Annotated in this window: 10 protein-coding genes and 1 pseudogene; 9 read left to right on the top strand and 2 right to left on the bottom strand. The window is 61.9% G+C overall.

What is annotated here, in order from left to right; translation table 11 throughout:
- Together miaA and E5W87_RS29025 are read left to right on the top strand one after the other, a co-directional pair.
- Positions 1 to 936, top strand: a 936-nt coding sequence (gene miaA, locus E5W87_RS29030) for a tRNA (adenosine(37)-N6)-dimethylallyltransferase MiaA (RefSeq protein WP_292405377.1), incomplete at its 5' end; no start/stop codon positions are given.
- Positions 937 to 1040: 104 nt separating this feature from the next.
- Complete coding sequence (locus tag E5W87_RS29025; protein ID WP_292405374.1) at positions 1041 to 1832, top strand: GGDEF domain-containing protein; 792 nt, start codon at positions 1041 to 1043, stop codon at positions 1830 to 1832.
- Between the two features lie 220 nt (positions 1833 to 2052).
- On the opposite strand, the gene E5W87_RS29020 is transcribed toward E5W87_RS29025, so the two are convergent.
- Positions 2053 to 3891: an ATP-binding protein gene (locus E5W87_RS29020; RefSeq protein WP_292405371.1), complete on the bottom strand. Its 1839-nt coding sequence runs from the start codon at positions 3889 to 3891 to the stop codon at positions 2053 to 2055.
- A gap of 154 nt (positions 3892 to 4045) precedes the next feature.
- Between E5W87_RS29020 and E5W87_RS29015 the strand changes: the two genes are divergently transcribed.
- Genes E5W87_RS29015 through E5W87_RS29005 form a run of 3 tightly spaced genes read left to right on the top strand, consistent with a single transcriptional unit; the run spans position 4046 to position 5502 of the window.
- Positions 4046 to 4612 carry an XRE family transcriptional regulator gene (locus tag E5W87_RS29015; protein WP_292405368.1) on the top strand — a complete coding sequence of 189 codons (567 nt, stop codon included), beginning with the start codon at positions 4046 to 4048 and terminating at the stop codon, positions 4610 to 4612.
- 4 nt (positions 4613 to 4616) lie between these two features.
- The gene (locus tag E5W87_RS29010; protein ID WP_126105942.1) at positions 4617 to 4925 is read left to right on the top strand and encodes a hypothetical protein; all 309 of its coding nucleotides are present in this window, start codon (positions 4617 to 4619) and stop codon (positions 4923 to 4925) included.
- 49 nt (positions 4926 to 4974) lie between these two features.
- Entirely contained in the window at positions 4975 to 5502 is a 528-nt protein-coding gene (locus E5W87_RS29005) for a GNAT family N-acetyltransferase (RefSeq protein WP_292405363.1), read from the top strand.
- A gap of 13 nt (positions 5503 to 5515) precedes the next feature.
- On the opposite strand, the gene E5W87_RS29000 is transcribed toward E5W87_RS29005, so the two are convergent.
- Entirely contained in the window at positions 5516 to 7318 is a 1803-nt protein-coding gene (locus tag E5W87_RS29000) for an NAD(P)/FAD-dependent oxidoreductase (protein ID WP_292405360.1), read from the bottom strand.
- 494 nt (positions 7319 to 7812) lie between these two features.
- Between E5W87_RS29000 and E5W87_RS28995 the strand changes: the two genes are divergently transcribed.
- The 4 genes and pseudogenes from E5W87_RS28995 to E5W87_RS28980 all read left to right on the top strand — a co-directional run.
- Positions 7813 to 9594 (top strand): acetolactate synthase 3 large subunit, encoded by a 1782-nt coding sequence (locus E5W87_RS28995; RefSeq protein ID WP_292405358.1) that lies wholly within the window; start codon positions 7813 to 7815, stop codon positions 9592 to 9594.
- Between the two features lie 83 nt (positions 9595 to 9677).
- A complete protein-coding gene (gene ilvN / locus E5W87_RS28990; RefSeq protein WP_095483396.1) occupies positions 9678 to 10250 on the top strand; it encodes an acetolactate synthase small subunit in 573 nt (190 codons plus the stop codon).
- 139 nt (positions 10251 to 10389) lie between these two features.
- Positions 10390 to 10986: a LysE family translocator gene (locus tag E5W87_RS28985; RefSeq protein ID WP_292405354.1), complete on the top strand. Its 597-nt coding sequence runs from the start codon at positions 10390 to 10392 to the stop codon at positions 10984 to 10986.
- A gap of 165 nt (positions 10987 to 11151) precedes the next feature.
- Positions 11152 to 11398, top strand: a pseudogene (locus E5W87_RS28980) (efflux RND transporter periplasmic adaptor subunit); the annotation flags it as partial.

Raw genomic sequence — 11398 nt, 5'->3', positions numbered from 1 at the left:
GGCGAGGGCCGCGTTGAGAACGCGATCCTGATAGCCGGGCCAACCGCCAGCGGCAAGTCCGCCCTTGCGCTCGATCTCGCCGAGCGCAAGGGCGGCGTCATCGTCAACACCGATTCCATGCAAGGCTATTCTGTGCTCGACGTGCTGACGGCGCGGCCGACTGCCGCCGAACTCGCTCGCGTCCCGCATTATCTCTACGGGCATGTCGATCCCTCCACCGCCTATTCCACCGGCGCCTGGCTGCGCGACGTGATGAAGCTCATCGACGAGGGCACGCTCTCAGGGCGGTCGGTGATTTTTGTCGGCGGTACCGGGCTTTATTTCCGGGCGCTTGCGCAAGGCATTTCGGAAATGCCCGACATTCCGCAGCCGATCCGTGACCGCTGGCGCTACGAACTCCGGGAGCAGGGCGCGGCCAAGCTGCACCGCATCTTGCTGCGCGAGGATTCCGCGGCCGGCATGATGCTGAAGCCGACCGACGGCCAGCGCATCGTGCGTGCGCTGGAGGTACTCGACGCGTCAGGCCGTTCCATCCTGGAATGGCAGGCGGCGCGCGGCCGCCCGCTGATCGACAGGGACAGCGCACGCTTCTTCGTAATCGAACCGGACCGGGCGGCGCTGGTGGAGCAGATCGAGGCGCGGTTCGACCGCATGCTGGAAAAGGGCGCCGTCGATGAGGTCAAGCAGCTCACCAGTCTTGGTATCGATCCCGATTTGCCGGCGATGAAGGCGATCGGCGTTCGCGAACTCCAGGCCGCAATGGCCGGGGAGTTGAGTCTTCCCGAAGCGATCGAGCGCGCAAAGATCGCGACGCGACAATATGCCAAGCGCCAGGCGACCTGGTTCAGGCATCAGTTGGGTCCGGAATGGCTGAGACTGCGCCCCGATGATCGTGTGGAATCCACGATCTCGGATACCCTTTCCAGTGCAACCTGAAAAGTTGATCCTGGGGGGAGACTTCCCGCCGAAGTTGTCCTAATTAACCCTCCGTAAGGCCGTCCGTGCCATAAGGTCTGTGGGAATTTTCCAACGGGGAGCAGATGCGTTTTCACAAGGCGGAATCAGCCTTTTTCGTCTTCATCTTCGTGATCCTGGCCGCAGGCCTGGTGACACTTCACGCCTATGGACTTCTGCAGGCCTTCGCGGCCGAGAGTGTTACGCCTTCCGGGGTTGAGAAGATCATCTATCTCAACAAGCTGTTGTTTGCGACCGGCGTCCTTTTGGCAACCGCGCTGTTCTTCGGCATTTTCTTCATCTACCCACTGATCCGCAAGCAGGCGACGGAAGAAGGCAAGCTGCGCGCCATGACGGTTTCGCTCAGCGCCCGTTCGGAAACGCTGGAGCATGCGGCGCTGACCGACAGCCTGACCGGCATGCAGAACCGGCGCTATTTCGACGATGCACTGAAGGAATATCTCGAGGAATTTCGCCGCATTGAGAAGCCGGTCGGGCTGATGATCCTTGATCTCGACCATTTCAAGCAGGTCAACGACACCCACGGCCATGATGTCGGCGACGAAGTGTTGCGGGCGGTCGCCAGTTGTCTCAAGGACATGACGCGCTATCACGACGTGGTTGCGCGCCTGGGTGGAGAGGAATTCGCAGTAGTCACACCCAACATGGACGCCGAACTGCTGTCCAAATTCGCCGAGCGCATCCGCAAGGCAATCGCTAACATGTCGATACTGTCAGGCAATGTTCGCCTGAAGATCACCACCAGCGTCGGCCTTGCCGTCTGGGATCGCAAGGAAACCGCCGAAGAGTTCTATCGCCGCGCCGATCGCCAGCTTTATGAGGCAAAGAGGCAAGGCCGCAACCGCGTCTGCGCCTGAAATCCCGTCACTAAATTCGTGAGGCTGGCCGCCTGATGCCGTTTTCTGCGCTTCCGGTGCTCGTGGACTGAATGTCCACTCCGCTCCGGTTCTCGAAAACGACACCATCCGGCTCAGCCTGACGAATTTTCTGACGGGATTTGCCCAAGCTGGCCAACGAAGCAGAGCGCTTGGAAGCTTGACGTGGCTTCTCAATCGGTCGGCAGACGAGGCTGCAGGCTCAATCGTTCTGCGGGCGCAGGCCGAAGGTCGCGGGTTTCAGGCCATAGCGCATGTCGAAATCGTCGTCCGGCTGGACGCGTGCGACAGTCGGGGCGGGTGGCTTGCGATAGTTGGGATCGCCGGCCTGCCGGTTTGAATCGACGACTTCGGCGAAGGCCATCGCCTGCTGCGGTTTCGGCACGTTGCGCAGCCTTTCGACGATCGCCACCAGGTCGACATCGTTGCCGATCTCGGACGGCAAGGCTTCCTCGCGCTTGGCCGTGCCGGGGATCAGATCCTGGGACAGCTTTTCGAATTTCAGCCGCATGGTCGTCGCCACGCCTTCGCCGAAGGCAATGGCTTCACGCTGGCCCATGGAAGACAGGAACGCCAGCGTCGAGGCCGAGGAATCGGCGATCGCCGAGCGGATGATCGCCTGGTCCTGCTCGTTGGCGAGCCGCATGGCGAAGAAGGTCGAGCACTGCGACAGGATGGTGGGATCGAGCTCGCCCGGGCGCTGGGTAACGACACCGAGATAGCAGCCATATTTGCGGCCTTCCTTGGCGATGCGCGACAGCGCGTGCCGGGTCGGTGCAAAACCGAGGCGCGGATCGGCCGGCATATAACGGTGGGCTTCCTCGCACAGCAAAAGCAATCGCAGCCGGCCTTCGCTCCACAGCGCTAGGTCGAAGGCCAGGCGCGCCAGCACCGAGCAGACCGAATTGACCACTTCCGACGGCATGCCGGCCATCTCGAAGCAGGTCACCGGGCGACCGTGATGCGGCACGCGAAAAATATTGCCGATCGTCTCGTGGATGGTGTCCTCGATCAGCCGCGAGTTGAACATGAAGCGGTAGCGCGGATCCGAGGCTGCCGATTCGATGCGCGTCTTCAGCGATTTGAGAGTGGGGCGGTCGTTCTTGCTTTCCAGCAGCCCCATGCGCTCGTCGATCTGCTTGATGAGATCGACAACGCGATAGGGCACCGGCGTGTCCGCGGTCAACGCATCGCTGCCGCGCCTGAGGTAGCCGCCCGAATTAGGATTGCGGTACAGGTTCTTGGCGGCGGGTATGAGATCGCGCAAGGCATCGATCTCTTCCGGCACGGTCTCGCGCCCGCGAAACAGCACTTCGGCAAATTCCTCGAGCTTGAACATCCAGAAGGGCAGGTCCAGTGTCGTCGAATCGACCCTGACGCAGTATTCGGGCAAGGATGCGGCGAACTCGTTGTGCGGATCGAGGATGAGGACGCGCAGGTCGGGCCGGGCGGCGATCGACTTGCGCAAAAGCAGCGAGACGGCGGTGGATTTGCCGACGCCGGTGGTGCCGACAATGGCGAAGTGGCGCGCCAGTGTGTCGTCGATTGCGATGTTGGCGTCGATCGCCTCGTCCTGTGACAGCGTGCCGATGGTGATCGAGTGACGTCCGGCGAGATCATAGACTGCCTGCAGGTCGCGGCTGCGAATGCGGTGGGCGATGGCGCCGATATGCGGATAGGTGGTGATGCCGCGGTCGAAAATCGGTTTGGCGCCGGGCTCGGCGCCGTCGCGCACCTCGCCGATGAGCTCGATACTGACCTCGATCGGGTTCTGGCCTTCATTGCTCCAGGCGCGATCCGACTTGCCGATCTCGTAGACCAGGCCGACGGTTCGCGTGGTGCCAAGATTGATGGAGATCATCTTGCCGACGCTCCAATGGCCAGTGACCGTGCCTTCGATATCGGCGGCATAGGCACTGATGGTGGCGCGCGCGCCGTCGCACTGGACGACATTGCCCAGAATGCGCTTGTCGCTCTGCTCAGCCTTGCGGCGCTCCTGCAATGCCGGCTCTCCAACGGAGGCTTCGCGGTCGACGAACATGGACAGGCTGTTTCCCATTTCCCCAGGCGATCGACCTTACGTCGGCAAGGTTAAGGTGGGGTGAGGTCGGATGGTGTAGGGGGCATTAAGCCATTCGCGAAAATTGAACCGATCGGCCCCTTGCTCGAATCCGAAATTTCGATATATCGGATTAATGACTGTTATAGCGAACGACATCTCCTCGACCATCGGCACAAGAATCCGCGCCGAAAGGGCCTTGAGGGACTGGTCACTGGCGGAACTCGCGAGCCGCTCCGGCGTGTCTAAGGCCATGCTCAGCACGATAGAGCGCGGCAAGACGAGCCCGACCGCAGCACTTCTGGTGCGCATCGCGGCGGCCTTCGGCATGACGCTTTCCACCCTCATCGCGCGGGCGGAGCTGCAGGGCGGCGGGCTGCTTCGCCAAAGCGATCAGCCGGTCTGGCGCGATCCCGCCACCGGCTATGTCAGGCGGCATCTTTCGCCGGTTTCGGACATGCCGCTCGAACTGATCCGGGTCCAATTGCCGGCCGGAGCCAAGGTGAGTTTTCCGGCAGCGTCTTATGCCTTCATCAGACAGCAGATCTGGCTGATTTCCGGACAGCTGGAATTCACCGAGGGCGATGTCGTCCACAGTCTCGAACCGGGGGACTGTCTGGCGCTTGGCGCGCCGTCGAATTGCATCTTCCACGCGCCGGGAGCGGATGCCGCCGACTATCTGGTCGCGCTGGCAAGAGGCTGAGGCAATGGCGCGCCGTCCCAAACGCACCGACAATGGCGGACCGCCACTCGACGATTACAAGGGGCCTCCATGGGGCAAGGGCGACCCTTATATCTTCCTTGCCTGGCAGGCTGCGCATGCCAAGGCGTGGAAGGCGCCGAGCCGCGACGTCATGCTGATGCGGATGGAAAAGGCCGAGCGGCTGGGCCTGACCTACGAGGAATATACGCTCGAAATCCTGGAACGCGGGCTGCATCTGCAGCCAAAGGACACCGATCGCATTGCCGCCATCAAGGCAGCACGAAAGCGACGCCGAGTCAGCCGCCTGGATTGACGGCTGGAACACGCCGATCGCTCCATCGCAGTCAAAGGACATCGCACGCATGAGTTCCATCGAAATCAAGCCTCTAACCCAGGCTGCGGAAACGGACGCAATGCTGATCGACATGCTTATCGAGACGGTCGCGGCCGGCGGATCGGTCAGTTTCATGCATCCGCTGGCGCCGGAAGCGGCCGGCGCCTTCTGGACCAGATCGCTTATGGCGGCGGCAAGAGGCGAAAGAGCCGTGCTCGGCGCCTGGGACGGCGAGACCCTGATCGGCACCGTTACCTTGCTGCTCGACTGTCCCCCCAACCAGCCGCACCGGGCCGAGATCGCCAAGCTGATGACCTGCGTCGATCATCGCGGCAAGGGCGTGGCCACCCGCCTGATGCGGGCGGCCGAAAGCCTCGCTGTCGAGAAAGGCCGCACGCTGCTGGTCCTGGACACGGCGGCAGAGGAGGGCGCCTCCGGCCTCTATGAGAGGCTGGGATTCACGCTTGCCGGTGAGATACCGGACTACGCGTTGAAGCCGCATGGCGGACTGACCGGTACGCTGATCTACTGGAAGCGCATCGGCCAGTCCCGGTGAGGCCCCCGAATTTCTATCCCTTGTGATGGACCTGCTGCAGCCCGTAGACCGGCGTCGCGACGCCCTCATGCCGTGCCTTCAACTGCAGCGACAGGAACTGCGAATAGTGGCGCGACTGGTGCAGATTGCCGCCATGGAACCAGAGCGCTTCCTGTTGCGTCGGCTTCCACATGTTGCGCTGTTCGCCCTCCCAAGGACCGGGGTCCTTGGTGGTGTTCGAGCCGAGGCCCCAGCACTTCCCGACTTTGTCGGCGACCTCTTTTGAAATCAGCTCCGCCGCCCAGCCGTTCATTGAACCGTAGCCGGTGGCATAGACGACGACATCGGCCGGCAGCTCGGTGCCGTCGCTGAGCAGGACCGAGCGTTCCTTGATCTCCTTCACGTCGACGCCACTCTTCAGCTTGATGGCGCCGTCGATGATGAGCTGTGAGGCGCCGATGTCGATGTAGTAGCCGGAACCGCGCCTGAGATATTTCATGAACAGGCCCGAACCGTCGTCGCCCCAGTCGAGCATGAAGCCGGCTCTTTCCAGTCCCTCGTAGAAGGCGGCATCACGCTCCTTCATCTTCTCGTAGAGCGGAATCTGGAATTCGTGCAGGATGTTGTAGGGCAGGGAGGCGAAGATGAGGTCGGCCTTGGCCGTGGTCATGCCGCTTTGCACGGCCTGCTCAGAATAGAGCGCTCCGAGCCCGATATCCATCAGCGTGTCTGATTTGACGATGTGCGTGGTCGATCGCTGCACCATCGTGACGTCGACGCCGGCTTCCCAGAGTGCGGCGCAGATATCATGCGCGGAATTGTTCGAACCGATGACGACGACCTTCTTGCCAACGTACTTGTCTGGACCAGGATGTTTCGAGGAATGGTGCTGATCGCCCTTGAAATTTTCCATGCCCTGGAATTTCGGGACGTTGGGCCGGCCCGACATGCCGGTGGCCAGCACGAGCTGCTTCGGCTTCAGCGTAATGTCCTTGCCGTCGCGATGGACGACGACCGTCCATTCCTTTTTCCGGTCGTCATAGCTGGCGCTCTTGGCCTCGGTGGAGGACCAATAGTTCAGCTCCATGACCTTGGTGTACATTTCCAGCCAGTCGCCGATCTTGTCCTTGGGCGAGAAGACCGGCCAGTTCCGGGGGAAGTCGATATAGGGCAGATGGTCGTACCAGACCGGGTCATGCAGGCAGAGCGACTTGTAGCGCTTGCGCCATGAATCGCCGGCGCGCTCGTTCTTCTCGACGATGATGGTCGGCACGCCGAGCTGCCGCAACCGGGCACCGAGCGCGATGCCGCCCTGGCCGCCGCCGATGATCAGCGTGTTGGGCTGACCGATAAAGCCGAGTTCGGCGGCTTCTTTCTCGCGCTCCTCCTTCCAGGTCGGCCGGTTTTTGCCGTGGCCATGTTTGGCGCCCAATGGCCGGGCGAAGCCGGCGGGTTCCTCATGACCCTTCAGCTCGACCATGGTGGTGAGCAGCGTCCAGATCTTGCCGTTCTTCAGCCTGATATGGCCGAAGCCGCGCGCAACCTCCGTTTCGAAGCTGATCCAGCCCTCCAGCAGCTCGCCGCTCTCGGTGGCGTCCTCGCCCTTGGCGATCGCCCAGTTCGAAGGTTTTGTCTTCGCCAACTGGCTCACCAGCATGTCGCGCACCTGGTCGCGACCTTCCATGGTCTTGATGTTCCAGGTGAAGGTCACCAGGTCGCGCCAGTAGCAGTCTTCCTGAAAGCACCCGACCGCCTTGTCGATATCGCCGGCGGCAAGCGCTGCGCCGAATTGGTCGAGCAGGTCGGTCAGTTTCTTGGCTGGGGCCTTGTCGAGCATCAAATTTCCTCCCGTGAAATCCTGGTCGTCATCGTGGCTTTGCTGGACCCTCCCAGCCCGGTTGACCGGAGTATCGCGGCAACCATGCGCCGCGTCACGTCGTCAAATAGTTTGGCGTGGTTTCAATGGCTTATCTAGAAGGTCGCGCACCCTGATCTTGCCGGCCATTGTATCGGAACGACGTCTTGTGGCGGGCATTGGTGGCTCGATGTCGCGGGCGCCAATCAGCCCGGCCCGAGACCACCCACCGGCCCGAACCGTTTTGGCGTCGTGCACATTCGCCGTTGACAGCGGCGCAAAACCAATTCTATTGTCCGCCACCATGAAAACGGCACTCATTCTCGTAGTAGGAAAGCGCGTGGGCAAGGCGGTGTAACCGCCGGGCGAAAACCTCCCATGCGCAGACACAGGCTCCCTCGGGGGCCTTTTTTATTGCCCGAAACACGACTAAACGACCAGCAATCGCCGATGGCGGACAGTACGGGACCAGACCGATGAGCAGTGGACAGAACGAGCGGCGCGAAATGACCGGCGCCGAAATGGTGGTGCAGGCGCTGAAGGACAATGGCGTCAAGCATGTTTTCGGCTATCCGGGCGGCGCGGTTCTCCCGATCTATGACGAAATCTTTCAACAGGACGATGTCGAGCACATCCTCGTCCGTCACGAGCAGGGCGCGGGCCATGCGGCGGAGGGCTATGCGCGCTCGACCGGCAAGGCCGGCGTCATGCTGGTGACCTCGGGGCCGGGCGCCACCAATGCGGTGACGCCGCTGCAGGATGCGCTGATGGATTCGATCCCGCTGGTCTGCCTGACCGGTCAGGTGCCGACCTCGCTGATCGGCTCGGATGCCTTCCAGGAGTGCGACACGATCGGCATCACGCGGCCCTGCACCAAGCACAATTGGCTGGTGAAGGACGTCAACGAGCTCGCGGCAATCATCCACGAGGCCTTTCATGTCGCGACGACAGGGCGTCCCGGCCCGGTCGTCGTCGACATCCCGAAGGACGTGCAATTCGCTAAGGGCATCTATGTGCCGCCGCAGACGGCGCCGCGCACCAGCTACCAGCCGAAGGTCCAGGGTGATCTCGACAAGATCAAGGCTGCGGTCGAACTGATGGCCAACGCCAAAAGGCCGATCCTCTATACGGGCGGCGGTGTCATCAATTCCGGCCCGGAAGCCAGCCATCTGCTGCGCGAACTGGTCGACCTCACCGGCTTCCCGATCACCTCGACGCTGATGGGCCTTGGCGCCTATCCGGCATCGGGCAAGAACTGGCTGGGCATGCTCGGCATGCACGGCACCTATGAAGCCAATATGGCCATGCATGATTGCGACGTCATGGTTTGCATCGGCGCGCGCTTCGACGACCGCATCACCGGCCGGCTCACCGCGTTCTCGCCGAACTCGAAGAAGATCCATATCGACATCGATCCGTCGTCGATCAACAAGAACGTCCATACCGACGTGCCCATCATCGGCGACGTCGGCCGCGTGCTGGAGGATCTGGTGCGGCTGTGGCGGGCGACTGCCAAGGCCGACAAGAAGGCGCTCCACCCATGGTGGGAGCAGATCGCGAAATGGCGGGCGCGGGATTCGCTTGCCTACAAGATGAACCACGACGTGATCATGCCGCAATATGCCGTCCAGCGGCTCTACGCGCTGACCAAGGACATGGACACTTACATCACCACCGAGGTTGGCCAGCATCAGATGTGGGCGGCGCAGCACTATCATTTCGAGAAGCCGAACCGCTGGATGACATCAGGTGGGCTGGGCACGATGGGCTACGGCCTGCCGGCGGCGCTCGGCGTGCAGATCGCGCACCCGGATGCGCTGGTCATCGACATTGCCGGCGACGCCTCGGTGCAGATGACGATGCAGGAGATGAGTGCCGCGGTGCAGCACGACGCACCGATCAAGATCTTCATCCTCAATAACCAGTATATGGGCATGGTGCGGCAGTGGCAGCAGCTTCTGCACGGCAATCGGCTGTCGCATTCCTACACCGAAGCGATGCCGGATTTCGTCAAGCTTGCCGAAGCCTATGGCGGCCACGGAATTCGCTGCGAAAAGCCGGACGAGCTGGACGACGCCATCAAGGAGATGATTTCGGTGAGGAAGCCGGTGATCTTCGACTGCCGGGTGGCGACGCTTGCCAACTGCTTCCCGATGATCCCGTCGGGCAAGGCGCATAACGAGATGCTTCTGCCGGACGAGGCGACCGACGAGGCAGTGGCCAATGCCATCGACGCCAAGGGCAGGGAACTGGTGTAACGCCAAGCCGAGGCAGGGCTTGTCGGAAGAAGCCGTGCGCAAACAGAGAATTAGCTCAAAAGTTTGAAATCGAGATTCATGTCATGAACGCACAGCTTCAACCGACTGGCTCCGCCTATTTCATCGCCAAGGAAACGGAAAAGCCGGAGACTCACACGCTTTCCGTGCTGGTCGACAATGAGCCGGGCGTGCTTGCCCGGGTCATCGGCCTGTTTTCCGGACGTGGCTACAATATCGAGAGCCTGACGGTCTCCGAAACCGAGCATGAGAAGCATCTGTCGCGCATCACCATCGTGACGCGCGGCACGCCGCATGTGCTGGAGCAGATCAAGCACCAGCTCGAGCGCATCGTGCCGGTGCACCGTGTCGTCGATCTCACAGTGCGCTCGCATGAACTCGGCCAGGACCGGCCTCTGGAGCGGGAACTCGCGCTGGTGAAAGTGGCCGGCACCGGCGAAGCTCGCGTCGAGGCCCTGAGGCTGGCCGATGCGTTCCGCGCTAGCGTCATTGACGCCAATACCGAGCATTTCATCTTCGAGATCACCGGCAAGGGCTCCAAGATCGACCAGTTCATCGCCATCATGAAGCCGCTCGGCCTGGTCGAAATCTGCCGCACCGGCGTGGCAGCGTTGAACCGCGGCCCGCAAGGGATGTGATCGTCCGGCGCTTTCGCTCTGGCGCCGCCACATCTGTTTTTTTGTTGCTTTGATCCTGATCCTCTGGCCCCGCTACCGCCGCGGGGTTGGCCTTTGTGGGGTAAAAGGACAATATTGCTGACCCGCCTGGGAGGACGTTATGACCTTCGATGCATTCCTTGCTCTTCTGGTCTACGCCCTCGTGACTTCAGTCACGCCGGGTCCGAACAACTTCATGCTTTTGGCTTCGGGCGTGAATTTCGGCTTCGCCAAAACCATTCCGCACATGCTGGGCATCAGCATCGGCTTCCTCGTGCTGTTGCTGGCCGTCGGCTTCGGTCTGGGCGCGGTGCTGACGGCGTTTCCGGTGCTGCACGCCGGATTGAAGGTCGCCGGCGGCGTCTACCTGCTCTATCTCGCCTGGAAGATCGCCATGTCGCGCTCGCTCAGCGGCAAGGGCGAGGCCAAGGCGCGACCGATGCGTTTCATCGATGCGGCAGCGTTCCAGTGGGTCAATCCCAAGGCCTGGGTGATGGCGATCACCGCCATGGCCGTCTATGCCAATCCGGAGCATCCGTTTCTGTCGGTGGCATTGATCTCGATAGCCTTCACCATCGTGAACCTGCCGAGCGTCTCGGTGTGGGCGGGTTTCGGCACGGCGCTGCGCGGTTTTCTGTCGGATCCGGTGCAGCTGAAATGGTTCAACATCGCCATGGGCCTGCTGCTGGCGGCGACGTTGTGGCCGATGCTGCGGTAGCTGCCCGTTATTGTGCGCTGCACATTAAATCTTCGTAACGCCGGGTTTTGGCACTTTTTCGCCTTCGGCGCCTTTTATCTATTTGGTGAAACTACGGCATGAGGCTGCGAGTTGCGCCAGATATGACCACCGAACCACGGCGTGTCGGACAGAAGGCTTTTGACGATGCGTGGAAAGATCGTGCTTGCGGTCGCCTGCCTTGTCGCGGCTGGGCTCTATCTTTCGCCCGCTGCAACGGACAAGGTCCGGCAGGTGCTGTCAGCGGGGCAGGCGGCGCCTGACAAACCGGCGGCCGCCGCAAATGCTGCACGTTCGACCTCGGTGGTTGCCGCCACCGCTTCGACGGCCGACTTTCCGATCCGGCGCTACGCCATCGGCTTCGTATCCTCCCCCGCCGTGGTCAGCGTGAACG

Source organism: Mesorhizobium sp. (assembly GCF_004962925.1).
GTDB lineage: Bacteria > Pseudomonadota > Alphaproteobacteria > Rhizobiales > Rhizobiaceae > Mesorhizobium.
This window is presented reverse-complemented; position numbering and strand designations above follow the sequence as displayed.

What these genes read in the sequence shown, in the direction of transcription:
- E5W87_RS29025 (WP_292405374.1), top strand. Translation starts at nt 1,041, where the DNA reads ATGCGTTTTCACAAGGCGGAATCAGCCTTTTTCGTCTTCATCTTCGTG.
- E5W87_RS29020 (WP_292405371.1), bottom strand. Translation starts at nt 3,891, where the DNA reads ATGTTCGTCGACCGCGAAGCCTCCGTTGGAGAGCCGGCATTGCAGGAG.
- E5W87_RS29015 (WP_292405368.1), top strand. Translation starts at nt 4,046, where the DNA reads ATGACTGTTATAGCGAACGACATCTCCTCGACCATCGGCACAAGAATC.
- E5W87_RS29010 (WP_126105942.1), top strand. Translation starts at nt 4,617, where the DNA reads ATGGCGCGCCGTCCCAAACGCACCGACAATGGCGGACCGCCACTCGAC.
- E5W87_RS29005 (WP_292405363.1), top strand. Translation starts at nt 4,975, where the DNA reads ATGAGTTCCATCGAAATCAAGCCTCTAACCCAGGCTGCGGAAACGGAC.
- E5W87_RS29000 (WP_292405360.1), bottom strand. Translation starts at nt 7,318, where the DNA reads ATGCTCGACAAGGCCCCAGCCAAGAAACTGACCGACCTGCTCGACCAA.
- E5W87_RS28995 (WP_292405358.1), top strand. Translation starts at nt 7,813, where the DNA reads ATGAGCAGTGGACAGAACGAGCGGCGCGAAATGACCGGCGCCGAAATG.
- ilvN (WP_095483396.1), top strand. Translation starts at nt 9,678, where the DNA reads ATGAACGCACAGCTTCAACCGACTGGCTCCGCCTATTTCATCGCCAAG.
- E5W87_RS28985 (WP_292405354.1), top strand. Translation starts at nt 10,390, where the DNA reads ATGACCTTCGATGCATTCCTTGCTCTTCTGGTCTACGCCCTCGTGACT.